This is a genomic window from Bacteroides sp. HF-4919, assembly GCF_018860125.1.
The window spans coordinates 22,912-43,502 of record NZ_JAHKNF010000010.1 but is presented as its reverse complement, the minus strand read 5'-3'; the positions used below and the strand labels follow the sequence as shown (position 1 = coordinate 43,502).

The 20,591-nt window shown below is 44.2% G+C and carries 16 protein-coding genes; 14 read left to right on the top strand and 2 right to left on the bottom strand.

The window, feature by feature from the left end; translation table 11 throughout:
* Positions 1 to 103 precede the first annotated feature (103 nt).
* From dnaN to KO473_RS16830, 7 genes are all read left to right on the top strand, one after another.
* Positions 104 to 1,228 (top strand): DNA polymerase III subunit beta, encoded by a 1,125-nt coding sequence (gene dnaN, locus KO473_RS16860; protein WP_005780003.1) that lies wholly within the window; start codon positions 104 to 106, stop codon positions 1,226 to 1,228.
* A gap of 128 nt (positions 1,229 to 1,356) precedes the next feature.
* Positions 1,357 to 2,130 (top strand): 3'-5' exonuclease, encoded by a 774-nt coding sequence (locus KO473_RS16855; RefSeq protein WP_005780002.1) that lies wholly within the window; start codon positions 1,357 to 1,359, stop codon positions 2,128 to 2,130.
* Positions 2,131 to 2,132: 2 nt separating this feature from the next.
* Positions 2,133 to 3,326 carry a bifunctional phosphopantothenoylcysteine decarboxylase/phosphopantothenate--cysteine ligase CoaBC gene (coaBC, locus tag KO473_RS16850; RefSeq protein WP_005820845.1) on the top strand — a complete coding sequence of 398 codons (1,194 nt, stop codon included), beginning with the start codon at positions 2,133 to 2,135 and terminating at the stop codon, positions 3,324 to 3,326.
* A gap of 3 nt (positions 3,327 to 3,329) precedes the next feature.
* Complete coding sequence (recN, locus tag KO473_RS16845; RefSeq protein ID WP_005820843.1) at positions 3,330 to 5,015, top strand: DNA repair protein RecN; 1,686 nt, start codon at positions 3,330 to 3,332, stop codon at positions 5,013 to 5,015.
* Positions 5,016 to 5,076: 61 nt separating this feature from the next.
* Positions 5,077 to 5,817, top strand: a complete 741-nt coding sequence (gene rlmB, locus KO473_RS16840; RefSeq protein WP_005779999.1) for a 23S rRNA (guanosine(2251)-2'-O)-methyltransferase RlmB — start codon at positions 5,077 to 5,079, stop codon at positions 5,815 to 5,817.
* 16 nt (positions 5,818 to 5,833) lie between these two features.
* Positions 5,834 to 7,531 carry a serine protease gene (locus tag KO473_RS16835; RefSeq protein ID WP_005820839.1) on the top strand — a complete coding sequence of 566 codons (1,698 nt, stop codon included), beginning with the start codon at positions 5,834 to 5,836 and terminating at the stop codon, positions 7,529 to 7,531.
* A 295-nt stretch (positions 7,532 to 7,826) separates the two neighbouring features.
* Positions 7,827 to 8,201 (top strand): RidA family protein, encoded by a 375-nt coding sequence (locus KO473_RS16830; RefSeq protein WP_005806951.1) that lies wholly within the window; start codon positions 7,827 to 7,829, stop codon positions 8,199 to 8,201.
* On the opposite strand, the gene KO473_RS16825 is transcribed toward KO473_RS16830, so the two are convergent.
* Positions 8,169 to 9,545 (bottom strand): folylpolyglutamate synthase/dihydrofolate synthase family protein, encoded by a 1,377-nt coding sequence (locus KO473_RS16825; RefSeq protein ID WP_005820837.1) that lies wholly within the window; start codon positions 9,543 to 9,545, stop codon positions 8,169 to 8,171. The two genes, KO473_RS16830 and KO473_RS16825, sit on opposite strands and share 33 nt — an antisense overlap.
* Before the next feature lie 128 nt (positions 9,546 to 9,673).
* Between KO473_RS16825 and KO473_RS16820 the strand changes: the two genes are divergently transcribed.
* Together KO473_RS16820 and KO473_RS16815 are read left to right on the top strand one after the other, a co-directional pair.
* Positions 9,674 to 10,999 carry a PhoH family protein gene (locus KO473_RS16820; RefSeq protein WP_005779995.1) on the top strand — a complete coding sequence of 442 codons (1,326 nt, stop codon included), beginning with the start codon at positions 9,674 to 9,676 and terminating at the stop codon, positions 10,997 to 10,999.
* Positions 11,000 to 11,159: 160 nt separating this feature from the next.
* Positions 11,160 to 13,064, top strand: coding sequence for a nucleoside-diphosphate sugar epimerase/dehydratase (locus KO473_RS16815; protein WP_005820835.1), 1,905 nt, complete (start codon positions 11,160 to 11,162; stop codon positions 13,062 to 13,064).
* A 98-nt stretch (positions 13,065 to 13,162) separates the two neighbouring features.
* Here KO473_RS16815 and KO473_RS16810 read toward each other — a convergent pair whose 3' ends face one another.
* The gene (locus KO473_RS16810) at positions 13,163 to 13,690 is read right to left on the bottom strand and encodes a hypothetical protein (RefSeq protein WP_122130729.1); all 528 of its coding nucleotides are present in this window, start codon (positions 13,688 to 13,690) and stop codon (positions 13,163 to 13,165) included.
* 376 nt (positions 13,691 to 14,066) lie between these two features.
* Between KO473_RS16810 and KO473_RS16805 the strand changes: the two genes are divergently transcribed.
* The 5 genes from KO473_RS16805 to KO473_RS16785 are packed head-to-tail and all read left to right on the top strand — an operon-like array spanning position 14,067 to position 20,389.
* The gene (locus KO473_RS16805; RefSeq protein WP_005779991.1) at positions 14,067 to 15,236 is read left to right on the top strand and encodes a PP2C family protein-serine/threonine phosphatase; all 1,170 of its coding nucleotides are present in this window, start codon (positions 14,067 to 14,069) and stop codon (positions 15,234 to 15,236) included.
* 20 nt (positions 15,237 to 15,256) lie between these two features.
* On the top strand, positions 15,257 to 15,562 hold the full coding sequence (locus KO473_RS16800) for an STAS domain-containing protein (RefSeq protein ID WP_005779990.1): 306 nt from the start codon (positions 15,257 to 15,259) through the stop codon (positions 15,560 to 15,562).
* Positions 15,563 to 15,576: 14 nt separating this feature from the next.
* Complete coding sequence (locus KO473_RS16795; protein WP_005779989.1) at positions 15,577 to 16,002, top strand: ATP-binding protein; 426 nt, start codon at positions 15,577 to 15,579, stop codon at positions 16,000 to 16,002.
* Entirely contained in the window at positions 16,002 to 17,603 is a 1,602-nt protein-coding gene (locus tag KO473_RS16790; RefSeq protein ID WP_065739538.1) for a WD40 repeat domain-containing protein, read from the top strand. Before KO473_RS16795 ends, KO473_RS16790 begins: the two co-directional genes overlap by 1 nt.
* A complete protein-coding gene (locus KO473_RS16785; protein ID WP_122130730.1) occupies positions 17,600 to 20,389 on the top strand; it encodes an ATP-binding protein in 2,790 nt (929 codons plus the stop codon). Before KO473_RS16790 ends, KO473_RS16785 begins: the two co-directional genes overlap by 4 nt.
* Positions 20,390 to 20,591 lie beyond the last annotated feature (202 nt).

Here is a 20,591-nt window from a genome sequence, read left to right as displayed (position 1 = left end):
CGACGAATATTCTCCTGTTTTTTCTTCTCTTTTATTGTGCTGCCTCGATCTTTTTTGTAACTTTGTGCTTTGCAAAAATATAAAATTTAAAATCACAGATTATATGAAATTTATCGTTTCAAGTACTGCACTTTCCAGCCATTTACAGGCTGTTAGCCGTGTGATAAACTCAAAAAATGCGCTGCCTATTTTAGATTGTTTTCTCTTTCAGTTGGAGGACGGAACACTGTCTGTGACTGTTTCTGATAGTGAAACTACGATGGTAACCTCGGTTGAGGTGAACGAGAGTGATTCTAACGGAAAGTTTGCCGTCGCTGCAAAAACGTTGCTCGATGCATTGAAAGAGATTCCGGAACAACCGTTGACATTCGAAATAAAGCCGGATACCTATGAAATTACGGTACAGTACCAAAATGGTAAATATAGCCTGATGGGGCAGAATGCCGATGAGTTTCCGCAATCGGCTACACTCGGTGATAATGCGGTTCGTGTGGAGATGGAAGCACAGATATTGCTGGGAGGCATTAACCGTTCGGTATTTGCTACTGCCGATGACGAACTCCGTCCGGTGATGAATGGTATCTACTTTGACATTACGACTGAAGACATTACAATGGTAGCTTCGGACGGACACAAGTTGGTACGTTGTAAAACATTGGCTGCACGCGGAAATGAACGTGCTGCATTTATTTTGCCCAAAAAACCGGCAACTTTGTTGAAGAACCTGTTGCCTAAGGAATCGGGTATGGTGGTGATCGAGTTTGACGAACGCAATGCTGTCTTCACGCTCGAAAGTTATCGTATGGTTTGCCGTCTGATTGAAGGACGCTACCCCAATTATAATTCAGTGATTCCACAAAACAATCCGCACAAAGTGACGGTAGACCGTATGCAGCTGATAGGTGCTTTGCGTCGTGTATCCATTTTCTCTTCACAGGCAAGCAGTCTTATCAAACTCCGTATGCAGGAAAACCAGATAGTGGTTTCGGCTCAGGATATTGATTTCTCTACTTCTGCAGAGGAAACACAGGTGTGCCAATATGCCGGTGCAGCAATGAGTATTGGCTTTAAATCTACTTTCCTGATCGATATTCTGAATAATATCTCGGCAGAGGAAGTGATCATCGAATTGGCTGATCCGTCAAGAGCAGGTGTCGTTATTCCGGTAGAACAGGAAGAAAACGAAGATTTGTTGATGCTGCTGATGCCGATGATGCTGAACGACTAACTGCGGAACAGAAATAGAATCGGATTCATTACAGAGGACACAAAGATCACAGAGATATCATTCTTTTGAATTGAAGCTCTGTGTACTCGGTGTCCTCTGTGGTGAATTTAAACAAAACCGTATAAATAATGAAACTCAACCTAAAGAACCCTATTGTCTTTTTCGACCTGGAAACGACCGGGACTAACATCAACTCAGACCGAATTGTAGAAATCTGTTATCTTAAAGTATATCCGAACGGGAATGAAGAGTCGAAAACTCTCCGTATTAATCCCGAAATGCCTATTCCTGCCGAATCATCTGCCGTTCATGGTATTTTTGATGCTGACGTAGCTGATTGTCCTACTTTTAAGGAGGTGGCAAAAAGCATTGCGAATGACATTGAAGGTTGTGATCTGGCTGGTTTCAACTCCAACCGTTTTGACATTCCTGTGTTGGCGGAAGAGTTTCTTCGTGCCGGGGTTGATATTGATATGAGTAAGCGCAAATTTGTTGATGTACAGGTAATTTTCCATAAGATGGAACAACGTACTCTTTCGGCTGCTTATAAATTCTATTGTGGCCGTAATTTGGAAGATGCACATACAGCGGAAGCCGATACCCGCGCCACGTACGAGGTTCTGATGGCTCAACTTGACCGCTATCCGGAAGATTTGCAAAACGATATGTCTTTCCTGGCCGATTACTCAAGCTATAACAAGAATGTGGATTTTGCCGGACGTATGGTGTATGATGACAATGGAGTGGAGGTTTTTAATTTTGGCAAATACAAAGGCCAGCCGGTGAGTGAAGTGCTGAAAAAAGATCCCGGATATTACAGTTGGATTCTCAATAGTGACTTTACGCTGAATACAAAAGCCATGTTGACGAAGATTCGCCTGCGTGAGTTAACGGGAAAATAACTATGCTGAACGGAAAGAAAATTATACTTGGCATTACCGGTAGCATTGCTGCTTATAAGGCTTGCTACATTATACGCGGCTTGATTAAACAGGGAGCGGAGGTACAGGTCGTAATTACTCCTGCCGGAAAGGAGTTTATTACTCCGATAACTTTGTCCGCTTTGACCAGTAAGCCTGTTATCAGTGAGTTTTTTGCCCAGCGGGACGGAACGTGGAACAGCCACGTAGACTTGGGGCTTTGGGCAGATGCTATGCTGATAGCGCCTGCGACGGCTTCTACCATTGGTAAAATGGCAAATGGCATAGCAGACAATATGCTGATCACGACTTATCTGTCAGCGAAGGCACCGGTGTTTATCGCTCCGGCCATGGACTTGGATATGTTTGCGCATCCCAGTACCCAGAAGAATCTGGATACGCTGCGTTCATACGGTAATCATATCATTGAACCGGCTTCGGGAGAATTGGCAAGCCATTTGGTAGGTAAGGGGCGCATGGAAGAACCGGAGAATATTATCCGGGTACTTGATGAGTTCTTTTCCTCTACGGGCGAGCTGGCTGGAAAGAAAGTGCTGATTACAGCCGGACCAACTTATGAAAAGATTGATCCGGTACGTTTCATTGGTAATTATTCTTCCGGTAAAATGGGATTTGCATTAGCAGAGGAGTGTGCCCGTCGCGGAGCGGAGGTAGTGCTGATAGCCGGACCGGTGCAACAGAAGGTATATCATTCACACATTACCCGTATTGATGTGGAGTCTGCTCAGGAAATGTATGAGGCTGCTATGGCGCAATACCCATTGGTGGATGCCGGAATATTATGTGCTGCAGTAGCAGATTTTACTCCGGATGTTGTAGTCGATAAGAAGATAAAACGGGAGGGAGATGATTTGATGTTACATCTCAAGCCCACCCACGATATTGCTGCTGCATTGGGTAAACTGAAGACACCGGGGCAGAAATTAATTGGTTTTGCTCTTGAAACGAATGATGAACAGCGTAATGCCGAAGGAAAACTGATCCGGAAGAACTTCGATTTTATTGTGCTGAATTCATTGAATGATGCAGGTGCGGGTTTCCGTTACGATACAAATAAAATCAGTATTCTCAGTTGTAGAGGCAGAACCGATTATCCGTTAAAATCCAAGACTGAAGTAGCCAGAGATATTATTGATCGAATGATAAAAGAATTGTGATTTATGTTACGTTCATTATACATCCAGAATTATGCTCTGATTGAGAAACTTGATATCCGTTTCGAAACCGGATTTTCTGTGATTACCGGTGAAACCGGTGCCGGGAAATCCATTATTCTGGGCGCAATCGGACTTTTACTCGGACAGCGTGCTGATGTGAAGGCTATTCGGCAAGGTGCTTCGAAATGTATTATTGAGGCCAGGTTCGATATATCAGCTTATCATATGGAAGCTTTTTTCGAAGAGAACGAGCTGGAGTATGAGCCTGAATGTATACTTCGCCGTGAGGTACAGTCTTCCGGCAAAAGCAGAGCATTTATTAACGATACGCCTGCATCGCTCACACAAATGAAAGAATTGGGCGAGCAATTGATCGATGTACATTCGCAGCACCAGAATCTGTTGCTTAACAAAGAAGGTTTTCAGCTCAATGTACTTGATATACTTTCCCACAACGAAGAGGCTTTGGATGTATATCATTATTTATATCAGGAATGGAAGAAGCTCGGTAAAGAACTTGACGAACTGATTGTACTGGCCGAACAGAGCAAAACGGATGAAGATTATATCCGTTTCCAGTTAGAACAATTGGAGGAGGCACATCTTTCTGCCGGAGAGCAGGAAGAATTGGAACAGGAGGCCGAAACATTGGCACATGCCGAAGATATCAAAGCCGGATTATATCGGGTAGGGCAAACTCTTGTCTCAGACGAAGGAGGACTGTTGCCTGCTTTGAAAGAGAGTTTGGGTACTCTGAATGGATTGCAGCGGGTATACCAGCCTGCCGGAGAATTGGCTGAACGGATGGAGAGCACTTATATAGAACTGAAAGATATAGCTCAGGAAATATCGGATCAGGGAGAGAGTGTCGAGTTCAATCCATCCCGGCTGGAAGAAGTGAATGACCGGTTGAACCTGATCTATTCTTTGGAACAAAAACACCGTGTTCAGACAGTAGAAGAGTTGATCGTCCTTTCAGAGCAATATGCAACGAAACTTGCTGCCATTACTTCGTATGATGATCGGATAGCTCAATTGACGGAACAGAGAGATGCGCAATATAATAAGGTAAAGAAACAGGCGTTTGTCCTGACGAAGGCCCGTACGGAGATTGCCCGTGAAGTGGAAAAGCAGATGGCAGCTCGTCTGATTCCTTTGGGAATGCCCAATGTCCGCTTCCAAGTGGAAATGGGGCTGAAAAAAGAATTGGGTCCCCAAGGAGAAGATACGGTGAACTTCTTATTCTCTGCCAATAAGAACGGAGCGCTGCAGAGTATATCTTCAGTTGCGTCCGGTGGTGAAATAGCTCGTGTTATGCTGTCTATCAAGGCAATGATAGCAGGAGCCGTAAAATTGCCCACTATTGTGTTCGATGAAATCGATACCGGAGTATCCGGTGAGATTGCAGATCGCATGGCGGACATCATGCAAGAGATGGGTGAACAAAACAGGCAGGTGATCAGTATCACCCACTTGCCTCAGATTGCTGCCCGTGGATGTGCCCATTATAAGGTATACAAGCGGGATAATGATACGGAAACGAATAGCCATATTCGTCGTCTGACTGACGAAGAACGGGTAGAAGAGTTGGCACATATGCTGAGTGGTGCCACTTTGACCGAGGCTGCACTAAGCAATGCAAGGGCATTGCTGGAACCTTCTTTGAAAGAGAGAAAAATAATAAAATAAGTATATAGTGGCGTGCAATGAACAATGGCGAGTTGCATACTCTAAAAATGCAGACAATTACATGATTGATAAAAGCGAAATGATTTTCGGCGTCCGCGCCGTGATTGAAGCCATTCAGGCTGGTAAAGAGATAGACAAGATTTTGGTGAAGAAAGACATTCAGAGTGACTTGTCCAAGGAGCTGTTTGCTGCTCTGAAAGGTACGCTGATTCCTGTTCAGCGCGTCCCAGTGGAACGTATCAACCGCATCACCCGTAAAAATCATCAGGGTGTAGTGGCATTCATATCTTCGGTGACGTATCAGAAGACCGAAGATCTGGTACCTTTCCTCTTTGAGGAAGGTAAGAGTCCGTTCTTTGTTATGCTCGACGGGATTACGGATGTGCGTAATTTTGGTGCCATAGCCCGTACTTGCGAATGTGCCGGAGTGGATGCTGTCATTATTCCTGCGAAAGGAAGTGTTACGGTCAATGCGGATGCGATGAAGACTTCAGCCGGAGCTCTGCATACTTTGCCTGTCTGTCGTGAACAGAACTTAAAGACAACTTTACAATATCTGAAAGATAGTGGATTCCGCATTGTGGCTGCTACCGAAAAGGGTGATTATGATTATACGAAGGCCGACTATACCGGTCCGATGTGCATCATTATGGGCGCCGAGGACACCGGTGTTTCGTACGATAACCTTGCGTTATGCGACGAATGGGTCAAGATTCCGATGTTGGGCAGTATTGAGTCACTCAATGTGTCGGTAGCCGCTGGTATCCTGATTTATGAAGGCGTGAAACAACGTACAAACTAAAACAACATTCAAATACATGAAAAAGAGCATATTATTCACATTTGTGCTTTGTCTCCTGTCACAATGGAGTGTAGCGCAAGCCCCCAAATGGGTAGAGAAGGCGAAACGATCGGTGTTTTCCATCGTTACGTATGATAAAGACGACAAAATTCAGAATACCGGTAACGGATTTTTTGTGACCGAAGACGGAGTGGCTCTGTCTGACTATTCTTTGTTTAAAGGAGCTCAGCGTGCTGTTATCATTAATTCCGAAGGAGAGAAAATGCCGGTTGAATGTATTCTGGGAGCCAATGATATGTATGATATCATAAAGTTCCGTGTCGGCATAACAGTAAAGAAGGTGCCGGCATTACAGGTATCCACTGTAGCTCCGGCTGTAGGTGCCGAAGTCTATCTGTTACCTTATTCCACTCAGAAAGGTGGAAACGTGACCAGCGGCAAAGTGAAAAAGGTGGATAATATCGGTGGTGATAAATATCATTATTATACACTGGATATGGTATTGAAAGATAAGATGGTAAGTTGTCCGGTAACGACAGCAGACGGTAAAGTGTTCGGAGTGGCACAAAAAGCTTCCGGACAGGATACTACCTCTATTAGTTATGCAGCAGGTGCAGCTTTTGCCATGTCACAGAATATCAATGCTCTTGCACTGAGCGACGCCGCGCTGAATGCAATCGGTATAAAGAAAGGCTTGCCTGAAGATGAAGATCAGGCTTTGGTTTACCTGTTTATCGCTTCTACGCAAACTACTCCTGAGGCTTATGCCGTTGCCCTTGATGATTTTATCAAAACTTTCCCGAACAGTGCGGATGGCTATCTTCGCCGTGCAGGGAACTATGTGTTTGCAGGTAAAGATATGGATAAAGCAGCTGCCGATTTGGAGCATGCCCTGAAGGTTGCACAGAAAAAGGATGATGTTTATTATAACATAGCCAAGTTGATATACAACTATCAATTGAGTAAACCTGAAACCACTTATAAGGATTGGACATATGATAAGGCTCTGGCGGATGTGCGTAGTGCGATAGCTGTTCAGGATTTGCCTGTATACCGTCAACTTGAAGGAGATATTCTTTTTGCCAAGCAGGATTATGCCGGTGCATTTACCAGCTATGACAAAGTGAACGGAACCGAATTGGCATCTCCGGCTTCCTTCTTCAGTGCTGCCAAGGCAAAGGAATTGAGTAAAGCTGCTCCCGAAGAGGTCGTTGCTTTGCTGGATAGTTGTATTGCCCATTGTCCGACGCCCATTACAGCAGATTTGGCTCCCTATCTGTTGGAACGTGCCCAGATGTATATGAATGTAGAAAAGTATCGTCCGGCTCTGGCCGATTATGATGCATATTTCAATGCAGTGAATGGCAGTGTTAACGATTTGTTTTATTATTATCGGGAACAGGCTGCCTTCAAAGCCAAACAATTCCAGCGTGCTTTGGATGATATCACAAAGGCAATCGAGCTGAATCCGGAAGATCTCACTTATCGGGCAGAGTTGGCAGTGGTCAACCTGCGTGTGGGACGCTATGCGGAGGCCGAGAAAGCATTGAAAGATGCATTGACTGTTGATCCGAAATATGCCGAAGCATATCGTTTGTTAGGAATTTGCCAGATTCAGTTGAAGCAAGAAAAAGAGGCTTGTGCAAGTTTTGCCAAAGCAAAAGAACTTGGCGATCCTAATGTGGATGAACTGATTAAGAAGCATTGTAAATAAAGTGCCGGAAATATAAAAGAGAAGAGGTTATCGTCATTGCGATAACCTCTCTCTTTATGGGGGAGATCCATTTCTAACATCTCCATTTTGTTAAAGTTTAGGTCTTATTCGGTTAAAGTTATTCTGATTCTTTTGTGTATTCATATATATAAATACGTTTGTTTGCCAAATACTGCATAGCTCTTATATTTTTTTCTTATCTTTGTTTTCATAAGAACTTTCCTGATAGGAGTTTTTTATCATCCTCAGGATATCAACTTTACCATAAATGTCAATCATTAATAAACCAAGTAAAATGAAAAAAGTAATTTGCAGTGATAAGGCACCGGGAGCTATCGGTCCTTACAGTCAAGCTATTGAAGCGAATGGAATGGTATTTGTTTCCGGTCAGCTTCCTATCGATGCAGCTACGGGGCTGATGCCCGACGGTGTGGAAGCACAAGCCCGTCAGTCTCTTGAAAACATAAAACATATCCTTGAGGCTGCCGGTCTGACCATGTCAGATATTGTAAAAACGACAGTTTTCCTCCAGGATATGTCTTTGTTTGCCGGAATGAATGGGGTATATGCAACTTATTTTGAAGGCGCATTTCCCGCCCGTTCGGCTGTTGCCGTGAAAGCCTTGCCTAAAGATGCTTTAGTCGAGATCGAGTGTATCGCGGCACGATAATAAGTCGGCTACAATAAAGCTACTGCCTCCTACGAAGATCAAGTCTTTCGGGAGGCTTTTTTCTTGTGCGGCCTTTACAGCCGATTGAACATCAGGATAAGTGTTGCCCTGTAGTCCGGCAGAGGCTCCGATTTGCTGTAACAGAGTCTCTGACAGAGCTCTTTTGACGCTCGCTTTGGTGAAATAGTAGACTGCATTTTTAGGCAGTAAAGCCAGTACTCCACTGACGTCTTTGTCATTCACCATACCGATGACCATGTGGAGACGTTCATATTTCATTTGCTTTAGTTGCTCTACGATATAAGAGATACCTGCTACATTGTGTCCCGTGTCACAAATGATGGTGGGAGAGTTTCTCAATTTTTGCCAGCGTCCTTGTAGTCCGGTCATTTGGTCTACTTGCCGGAAACCGTTTCTTACGTCATTGTCACTGATCTTATAACCTGACTTCCTCAGGATGGGAAGAGCAGACAAGAGTGTATTTGTGTTTTTTAGTTGATATGAACCTCCCAATACTCCTTCCAGTTCGGGATATGTCTCGTTTTCGTAGATCCAGCCGGAAACAGCTTCTGCTTCTTCTGCTTGTACAGCACTGGAGTGTTTTTCCGGACATTCTGTCCATTTTCTGTTCGTACAGGCTTTGAATTTTGTTGCTCCTTTTAGTCTTTGTTCTTCTTCTGCGAAGATGATAGGAGCTTCCACTTCCTGAGCTTTCTGCAAAAATACGGGCTTAGTCTCTTCGGTTGTTTCACCAATGACAACCGGTACACCTTTTTTTATGATACCTGCTTTTTCTGTCGCTATTTTTGCCAGTGTATTGCCCAGAAACTGCATGTGGTCGAAACTGATATTGGTGATAATACTCAAATCCGGATGAATGATGTTGGTGCAATCCAGGCGTCCTCCCAGTCCAACTTCGATTACAGCTACGTCGATATGCCGGTCGGCAAAGTATCGGAATGCCATGGCTGTAGTCAGCTCGAAGAACGAAGGATGCAATGGTTCAAAAAAAGAACGGTGGCTTTCCACAAAACGGATCACGTATTCTTGTGAAATGGTCTCGCCATTGATGCGGATACGTTCGCGGAAGTCGACTAAATGGGGCGAAGTATAGAGCCCGACTTTATATCCGGCCGACTGCAAGATTGCTGCCAATGTGTGTGAGCAAGAGCCCTTTCCATTAGTTCCGGCGATGTGGATACTTTGAAACGTGGTGTGAGGATGTCCCAAATATTCGTCTAATGCATGGGTGTTTTCCAGTCCCTCTTTGTATGCACTGCTTCCTACCTGTTGGAACATGGGAACGCTGTTGTATAGGTAGTCTAAAGTTTCCTGATAATTCATGTTTTATAATATTTAACGGGCAACTTCTTTTGTTTGCCTTTTTATTTGTTATCTTAGTTGCAACAATTCAACACAGAGGTGTCGATTGTCTTTTTGATTGCAAATATCAACATTTAAATCTAAGAATCATGGGAACAAAGAAAAATTTTGTGCTCGACACGAATGTTATTCTCCACGACTACAATTGCCTGAAGAATTTTCAGGAGAATGATATTTATCTTCCGATTGTTGTTTTGGAAGAATTGGATAAATTCAAGAAAGGTAACGAACAAATCAATTACAATGCGCGTGAGTTTGTGCGCGAACTTGATTTAATAACCGACGATAGCCTGTTCACCCATGGCGCCCCTTTGGGCGAAGGACTGGGCAAGTTGTTTATTATAACAGGTGATTCGGAAGCTCCTAAAGTACATGAATCGTTTCCTGCCCGTAAACCGGATCATCAGATATTGGCTGTAGCCGAGTTTCTGGCGCGGAAATATCCGAAAATGAAAAATATCCTGGTGACTAAGGATGTCAACTTACGGATGAAAGCCCGTTCCATAGGGATACTTTGCGAGGACTATATCACCGATAAGGTTGTGAATGTCGATATTTTCGAAAAATCGAACGAGGTATTCGAAAACATAGAACCGGAGTTGATCGACCGTATTTACTCGTCCAGAGAAGGGCTGGATATCAATGAATTTGATTTTAAGGACATTCTTCGTCCCAACGAATGTTTCATTCTTAAGAGTGATCGCAGCAGTGTGCTTGCCCGTTACAATCCCTTTACACACATGGTCTGCCGGGTAAATAAAACGAAAAATTATGGAATCGAACCGCGTAATGCGGAACAGAGTTTCGCTTTCGAAATTCTGAATGATCCCGATATAAAACTGGTGGCTTTGACAGGTAAGGCCGGAACCGGTAAAACATTGCTTGCCCTGGCCGCAGCTTTGGGAAAACTTACTGAATATAAACAAATTCTGCTGGCACGTCCTATTGTAGCCCTTTCCAATAAAGATTTGGGATTCCTTCCGGGAGATGCGACTGAAAAGGTAGCACCCTATATGCAACCCCTGTTCGATAACCTGAATGTAATAAAACGTCAGTTTGCCTCAAACTCTACCGAAGTGAAGCGGTTGGAAGATATGCAGAAGAGCGAGCAATTGGTGATCGAGGCTTTGGCATTCATTCGCGGACGAAGCCTTAGCGAAACCTACTGCATAATTGACGAAGCACAGAATCTGACCCCACACGAAATTAAAACTATTATCACCCGTGCCGGAGAGGGAACCAAGATGGTGTTTACCGGAGATATCCAACAGATTGACCAACCTTATCTGGACAGTCAGTCTAATGGTCTGGTGTATATGATCGATCGCATGAAAGATCAGAACCTGTTTGCACATGTCAATCTGGTGAAAGGTGAACGCAGCGAATTGAGTGAATTGGCAAGTAACTTAATGTAATATCCATATTTTAAAGGGACGGAAGAAGAGAATTCCGTCCCTTTTTTACACTATTATTCCACTTTTATTGTGTTAAAAACTTTATTTTGTCAAATAAAAACGCACGGGTTAGTGAAAATAGTGTATCTTTGCACCGCCTAAAACAAAAACTGTAAAACAAATGAAACAGAATTTTTTCCATCGGTATCTTTCCGCGAAGGTACTGCCCATTTGGACTATCCTATTGATTGACATATTTATTATTGTCGCATCCTGTTTGCTTGCCTATTCGCTTCGTTACGATTTTCGCAGCATTTTTCTGGATTCGTCTACGATAGATAAGACCATTCTTTGGACAGTAGTGGCTAATTTGATTTTCTTCCGGGTATTCCGTACCTATTCAAATGTACTTCGCTTTTCTTCGTTTGTGGACATTATGCGCATTTTTGTGTCGCTTACGGTCTCTTATGGGGTACTGATGATTCTGAGTGTTCTGCTGGACGCTTATCTGGGTGTCCGGATTGGTGCCATCAGCGTGCTGTTTATGGCGTACGTGATCAATTTTGCCATGATGGCTTGTTCGCGTATAGTAGTTAAGATGTTTTTTGAAGTGCTCAACTTCGATGGTAGTCATACCACTAACGTATTTATTTATGGTGCCAAAGAGGCCGGAGTGAACATAGCCAAGTCTCTGCGTGTAAATTTGCGTAATCATTATCGTCTTCGTGGTTTTATAGCCGACGAGCCGGAGTTGATTGGTAAAGTTATGATGGGAGCTAAGGTGTTTCCAAACGACGAACTACTAATTGAAAACATGAACGACCGTGATGTGCATACCATCATTGTTTCTCCGGCTAAGATGGAGAAACTGAAAAAGTCCGACATGATTGATACGCTGCTCTCCAATAACGTGAAGTTGCTGACCGCTCCTCCTCTGAGCGAATGGGGCGGACAATCACTCAATAAAACCCAACTGAAGGAAATACAGATTGAAGATCTCTTGCAACGCGAACCTATCGAGGTAGATATTCATAAGATTGCTTCCCATTTGGAAGGTAAACGAGTGATGATTACCGGTGCTGCCGGTTCTATTGGTAGTGAGATTATGCGTCAGGTTGCTTCTTTCAACCCATATAAGTTGATCCTGATTGATCAGGCTGAGACTCCGTTACATGACATTCGTCTGGAATTACAAGATCGTTGGCGTGATATCGATGCTGAGACGATTGTTGCTGATATATCGAACGCTACCCGCATGGAAGCTATTTTCCGTGAATACAAGCCTCAATACATATTTCATGCAGCCGCCTACAAGCATGTGCCGATGATGGAAGACAACGTGTCGGAGTCTATTCAGATTAATGTGTCGGGTACACGTACGCTTGCCGATCTTGCTGTTAAATTCGGTTCGGAGAAATTTGTGATGATTTCTACGGATAAGGCTGTCAATCCGACCAATGTAATGGGATGTTCAAAGCGTATCTGTGAAATCTATGTACAGTCATTAGCGAAAAAATTACAGAAGGAAGGCACTCGTTCGGTGCAGTTCATTACCACTCGTTTCGGTAATGTATTAGGCTCTAACGGTTCGGTTATTCCCCGTTTCCGCGATCAGATTCAGCGTGGAGGTCCTGTAACTGTTACTCACCCTGAGATTATCCGTTATTTCATGACTATACCCGAAGCTTGTCGTCTGGTATTGGAGGCCGGTAGTATGGGTAATGGCGGAGAAATCTACATCTTCGATATGGGTAAACCCGTGAAGATTGTCGATCTGGCTAAGCGAATGATCAGCCTTTCGGGACGTACGGACGTGAAGATTGAATTTACCGGTTTGCGCCATGGTGAGAAGCTGTACGAAGAGTTGCTCAACGTGAAAGAGCTGACCAAGCCCACTTACCACGAAAAGATTATGATTGCCACTGTGCGTGAGTATGATTATGACGAAGTGAAAGAGAGAATCCAGAAATTAATCGATGTAAGTTATACCTATGATCAGATGAAGATCGTAGCTGCCATGAAAGATATTGTTCCGGAGTTTGTGAGCAAAAACTCTTGTTTTGAGGCATTGGATAAGAAAGACTAATCATCAGAACCTGCCGGAATATCTTGATCTTAATTATATAATCAGAAGCTATAGGTTTAACTATAACTTCTGATTTTTTTATGTATTAATACCTTCTGCTATTTCGCAAATTTGTTAAACATATCTTTTACTTTGCCTGTTTCAGGCATATTCAATAAATAGAACTTTTCACAGGTACTTGCTCCGTATTGGCAGTTTACTGTACCAAAATCTTCTTCTTTAGCCGACCGGTTATTTCCGTCCATGCGGAGGAATACATTCGGGAAGGCAACTGATTCAATGGTATATGAACCGTCGTTCTGTTCGTGCAGCTTGAAGTGTTCCCAGTCACTCGCTCCAAACTGACAGTTTACATGTCCTGCACCCGATCCTGCAAAGCCACGAATGCCACTTCCGTCCATGCGGAGAAATACCCCGGGATACTTTACTGATTCAATGGTAAACGTACCATTTTTCTGTTCTTGTACTTTAAATGCTCCGGTAGGAGACATATTTCTCTGGCAACTTACTTTTCCTGCACCTGCACCATTGGCTTGGGTAATTCCATTTCCATCCATCCGAAGGAATACATCTTTGAAAGCTACTGATTGAATCAGCAGCGGTTTCGGGAAATTTACTTTAATCATAATTCTTCTTGAGAAATATTTTATTCTCCTGTATTGAAGAGAACTTTCTTCCTACTCTATTTCCGGCTTTTCGGTTCCGCCCGTTTTTATTTATTCTTTGTAAGCTTACGACAGCAAAAGTGAAAAGAAAAGCCCTATCCTGAAAATATAAATTCCGAATAAGCTATAGTTCCTTTTAAAAGGAGGAATCGGTCTTTTGATTGCTTTCCTTGAGGGACAAGGACACGCGGCCCTGTATGCTTATAAGACAATAGCATTCATTCGGAAAAACATTCTTCCGGTTTAAAATATAAAATTGTAACCGGGTCGGGCACTCTCTATTTTTGCCGTCATAAAAGTCTGAATAGAAAATTGAAATTTATAAATAATCACAGATATGGCTGCAAAAATATTAAGTGTAGATGATGAACTCGATTTAGAGGTATTGCTTACCCAGTACTTCAGGCGACAGATACGAAAAGGTGAATACGAGTTTGCCTTTGCCCATAATGGGTTGGAGGCTTTACAGAAACTTCTGGAAACTCCTGATTTCGATATTATCCTAAGCGATATTAATATGCCCGAGATGGATGGATTGACCTTGCTGGCCAAGATCAATGAATTGAAAAATCCGGCGATGAAATGTATTATGGTCTCTGCTTATGGAGATATGGACAACATACGTTCTGCCATGAATAAGGGGGCATTCGACTTTGCTACCAAGCCGATAGATCTGGAAGACTTATCGCGGACTATTGAAAAAGCAATTGAACAAGTCCGTTATATCCGGGAGTCACAGCAGGAACACAATCAACTGGAGTCTATCAAGAATGACCTGGCCATTGCAGGAGAAATCCAGCAAACCATTCTTCCCCGTTCTTTTCCGCCTTTTCCTGAGTTGGCGGGAATGGTCGATATCTATGCCTCCATGACCCCGGCCAAAGATGTAGGTGGTGACTTTTACGACTTTTTCCAGATTGACGACGAGCGCATAGGTCTGGTGATTGCCGACGTATCCGGGAAAGGTGTACCCGCATCTTTGTTCATGGCCGTTAGCCGGACACTGCTTCGGGCAACCGCTCTCCGGGGAGTATCATCGGCTGAATGTCTCACTTATGCCAACAAACTGCTGTGCAAAGAAAGTATGGACTCTATGTTTGTGACGGTTTTTTATGGGATCTATAACTGTAGGACCGGTGTAATGGATTATACCAATGCCGGACATAACCCTCCATCTATTCTTCGGAGAAACCGATCGGCAGCGTACTTGCCTGTCGCTTCCAATTTTGTGGTCGGAGTGTTCGATGACATTGAATTTGAAAGTAATACATTGGAGTTTGGAGTCGGAGATACTCTACTTCTGTATACCGATGGGGTAACGGAAGCCTTCAATGATAAACGCGAACAATTCTCGGAAGGCAAACTGCAGGAAGTTCTGGGTGCTTTGCAAGAAGATACTTCAGCGAAAGAGGTCGTTACGCAGGTGCTTCACTCTGTCAGGGCTTTCTCCGGAGATTATCCTCAGTCCGATGATATCACTTTACTGTCTCTTCAACGAATCAGATAATACTAAAAAATAAGAAAACTATGGAAAAGTATGAAATTCATCCAGTTGGTGCCGTTTTGGATTCAAATACAAGCGCTGACGAACAAACTAAAATTGTAGCTCTTATTGAGCAAGGGCATTCTGTGGCGTTGGACCTCAGCAATTGTTCCTACGTATCCAGTGCCGGATTACGCGTTATGCTCTACGCCTTTAAACTGGCAAAGGCTAAAGGCAGGAATGTATGTCTTGTCGGTGTGTCGCAAGAGATTAAGGACGTAATGCACATGACCGGATTCGATAAGTTTTTTCGTTTCTATCAGACCCTTGACGAATTATCACAATCTTAAAAAATACCTGAGCAATGACGTTACTTCAGTTTCGCCCTGTCGTCGGGAGGTTGGATGAAATTCTCGATATGCTGATGCATAGCCGTGAAGTTACTTCACATCCCTCCCTGTCTTATGCCCTCCGTTTGGTAAGTGAGGAGATAATAGTCAATATTATCAATTATGCTTATCCGCAGGAAACGGACGGTTACCTGACTCTGTGTTTATGGGATGAAGGTGGAGAGATTGTCCTGGAATTCATAGATGGAGGTGTTCCGTTCAATCCTCTGGCTAAAGCCGATCCGGACATTTCATTACCGCCGGAACAGCGTGAGATAGGGGGATTGGGGATTTTTCTGGTACGTGAAATGATGGATGATGTGGCGTATGCCTACGTCAATAAAGAGAATCGGTTAACCATTAAAAAGAAGTATCCGCAATCGGAAGATGAACCTGTATGATGATCAAGTTAAGCCAAAATATAATCCGTTGGATCATAGCAGTCCCTTGTGTACTGTTGACTGTTTGTCTGGTTTTATACCGGGCCTATCGTCATTCGGAATTGGAGAAAGACCGTCTGACTTTGTCTTTGGAGGAGTTTCAGGACAAAGAAAGGCAGTCGGTTCTTATCCAACGTGTCAGTCAGCAAATGGAGGAGATTGCCTATCAGCAAAAAGACATTTCCGAAAAGAGAAGGCAGGAAGCTGTCGCGCAGACCCGGAAAGCTAATCAAATGCAGCAGCAGGCGGAAATAGCTCGTGAAAAGGCATTTACTGCACAATGGGAGGCTGAGAAAGCCTATCGGTTGGCGGATGAACAGAAGAATCTGGCAATGGAACGACAACTACAGGCTGAACAATCGAAGAGAGTGGCCGATACGTTGGCTTTTCTGGCCTTGGGACGTTCATTGGGTACGCTTTCTGTCACCCAATACCGGTCCGGCAACATGGAACTGGCCTCGTTGCTGGCATATACTTCCTGGCAGTTCACAAAACACTATGATGGTGATGTGTATCATCCGGCTGTCTTCAACGCTTTGTCCTTATCTTGCAGGCAAGATCAACTTTGGTTTAGACACAAGGGGGCTATCACCGGCATCAGGTTGTTGCACGAAACAATTGGAAACCCGCAGACTTGCCGGGATTCTCTGCCGGGATTGGTCACTGTCAGTAAATACGGTGAAATGATATGTTGGAAGTCGGGAGATGGACAAACGTACACATCCGGATTTCTGTTGAGTGATTCCCGTTATGATTTTCGGGATGTGCTGATCCATTCGGATTCTCTGGTGTATGCCCTGTCCTATGACGGATGCCTTGTCTCCGTGAACTCTGCCGGTATGGCTGCTTACCTTTTGCCTGAAGGTAAATACCGGCAATTGATTCCGGCTGCTTCCGACCGGCTTTTAGCTATTTCTGCAACGGGTATTTATGCTTTTGACTGTATCAGCCATCAGATACAGCTTTGTTTTCAGCCGGAGTATCCGGTCACTTGTGTCGGGAAGTCAGGAGATAACCTCTATGTCTTTTTAAAGAATGGAACAGTAGCCTTGCTTTCATCTGCCGGTCAATTTGTCCGGTTTATAGAGGGGTGGTCGCAAGGGGGGAGGGTTACCTCTTTTTGCTCTCTTTCTGATGAAAGGTATGCCGTGGGGTGTAGGGAAGGAACCATTTTAATATGTGACAAAGATGGGAATGTCCAGCAAAAGCTGATCGGACACCAGGCCGCCGTCACCGCCATTTTCCGGAAAGGGAATAAACTGTTTTCAAGCAGTTATGACTGTACACTTCGTTTATGGGATCTTCATAAAGGGAAGACGGAATCTGCTGTAATTATGACAAGCAGCGGATGGATTCACTCTTTCTGCCTTCATCCGGATGGTACATCCATTTTTATGGGAGACGAACAGGGCCGGTTATACCGGATACCCGTTTCGCCCGATCATATGGCTACTGTTGTCCGTCAGGGATTGCGACGCGACTTCACACAGGAAGAATGGGAGTACTATGTCGGCAAGCAAATACCATTTGAATCTTATTATTTAAAAACGTACCAGCCATGAAAAAGATACTCTTATTGATGTTGTGTCTTTGCCCGATATGTGCGGATTCACAAGAAGGAGTTCCATTCTTTGTGAACTATCCGTCTTCTGTGTATCAGGCGCACAATCGTAATTTCGACGTTGTGTGTGACAGCTGCGGGAATGTTTATTTTGCCAATTTCGAGGGTATTCTTCATTATGATTACAATCGTTGGGAAACAATCTATACGCCCGGATTTTCCCGTGTCACCCGTCTGTTCCGCGATTCGGGGGATAGGATATGGGCAGGAGGATACAATGTATTCGGAAGGATAGAGCGTGATGAACGCGGATGTGTCGTGTTGAGAACCATTGTGTCCGATCTGGACCCTTCTTCTTTCGGTGAATTGGATGATATGGCGGAAGTTGACGGACTTATTTACCTGAAAACGACATCGGGCCGATGTTATACGGTTCAGGAAGATACCCTCCTGTTTCCCACACAGATACTTCCGGTTCAGTTGCAGGAGAAGTGGCAGAAGCAAACGACATTGGAGGATATCGGCCGTGGATTGTCGGTGAACGACAGTGAAGGGAAAGAACTACTTTCTATAACCGAGAATAACGGTCTGTGCAGCAATTCCGTATCTTCTGTTGCCACCGATGGGCGGGGGAACCTCTGGGGGGCCACTGATAATGGGGTATTCCATGTATTCACTCCTTCTTTATTCAGCCGCTTTACTTCCTATGAAGGTTTGAAAGGAGAGGTCGTGTCAGTCATCCACTACAAGGGGATGCTGTATGCCGGCACCTTACAGGGGTTATATGTATGGAGGCACAATGTCTTTGTACCTGTCAGGGGGATTACGCAAGCTTGTTGGCAACTTGTGCTTTCTCCGGAAGGAGAGTTATATGCGGCTACCAGTGATGGGATATATGCTGTCGGGGATTATGACCGTTTGAGAAAACTTACAGAGGTCGCAGCTTATTCGCTAACATTCGCGGATGGCACCGATATTTTAATGGGAGCTATGGACGGGATTTATCGGTATTCTACCCGGACAAGGCAGGTCGGGAGAGTTTCCGGAATTGAGAAGGTGGTACATTTGGAAGTGAAAAAAGATCATTCTGTATGGGCAAAAACCATGTATGGAGAAATCTATCTGCAGAAAGGGGATGGAACTTCTTTCGTCCTTCAGCCAAGGGGAAACGAAGAAGTGATGACCGGATATACGGACAGCCGCGGATACAATTGGCAAACGAATCTGAAGGGTAAAGAGTTGCAAGTGACGCATCCGCAGGACAATACCGGGAAATTAAACCAATGCCTGCATGCAATTCGAAACTATGTTGTGCGGGTAATTTATATAGAAGAAAGGAATGCAGCCTGGTTTGGGGGGGATTTTGGTTTGATCCGGATGGATCTTGGCAAAGCACAGGCGTTTACTCCGTTTGTTCCTCGTATTTATCTTCGTGAGGTTTGTCTGAACCGCGATTCCATATACCGGGGAGGGGATTTACCGATAAATCCGGAGGCAGCAAACCAACGTATCGACGATATATCCCGTTTTGGAGATGATGTCCGCGCCATTCGTTTCTCGTTTGCCACGGATGCGGCCTGTTTCACGGGCTCCAATGAATATAGATCCCGTCTGGTCGGTTACGATCCGGAATGGAGTTCGTGGGATTACCGGACAGAGAAGGAATATGCCAATCTTCCTTCGGGTACATATACATTTTGCGTGCAGGCACGTGATATTTACGGTACGATAAGCGAAATAAAACAATTCCGTTTTTCGCTGTCACCTCCTTTTTACTTACAGTGGTATAGCCTCGTTTTGTATGCCGTCACTTTGGGAGGGATACTGTTCCTGCTGTTTAAATGGCGGATGCACAACTTGCTGAAAGAGAAGGAAAGGTTAGAGAATCTTGTAGGTCAACGTACCGGACAGTTGGTGCGGCAAAAAAATGAAATAGAGGAAAAGTCCCTGAAGCTGGAAGAGGCATTGAAAGAGCTGAGGCAGGCACAAGATGATTTGGTGCGACAAGAGAAAATGGCCACTGTCGGTAAACTGACACAAGGGCTGATCGACCGTATCCTGAATCCGTTGAATTACATTAATAATTTTTCTCACCTGACTTCGGGGTTATTGCAGGATTTATATCAGAACCTGGAAAGTGCACAAAAGCTTTTGGATGAAGACACTTATCTGGATTCGGTAGATGTCATAGCCATGATGAAAGATAACCTGGCAAAAATAGAAGAACACGGAAGCAATACTACTCGTGTGCTGAAGGCTATGGAGGAGGTTTTGAAAGACCGTAACAAGCAACTGGAGAAGATAGAATTGACGGGTTTGTGCCGGAAAGACATGGAACTGCTGGAGAGTTATTACCGGAAGGAGATCAGTGAAATGCACATTTCGGTCCGGACTTCTCTTCCCGATACACCATTGTTCATTAACGGAAATGCCGAGCAACTGGGGAAAACCATTATGAGTCTTCTTAACAACGGCATGTATGCCATAATCAAGAAGTATGGCAAGAATATATATCCGGCTGAGATTGGTCTGTCATTGGAAAGCCGAAACGGACAGGCAGTCATCTGCTTATACGACAATGGGGTGGGCATTGAACAAAGTATCCTTGAGAAAATCTTCGATCCGTTCTTTACGACGAAGACAACCGGTGAGGCGGCAGGTATCGGATTGTATCTGAGCAAGGAAATCATACTCAATCATCGTGGAAAGATAGCAGTACGCTCAGAGAAAGATGAATATACGGAGTTTGCCATTACTTTGCCTCTATGGGAGGACGGGACAGGATGATCTGTACCTTCCGGACGGAACATCCGTTCATCCTGCTTTTTACAAGCATATGTAAATGCTTTTACATACCGGCGTAAAGGCATTTACCTGCCGACGTAAAAGCATTTACATGCCGGCGTAAAAGCATTTACCTGACGGTGTAATAAGTCGGTAAATGCACTGTTTTGATTAACAGCGTAGTATCCCGTCGGATTATATAAGC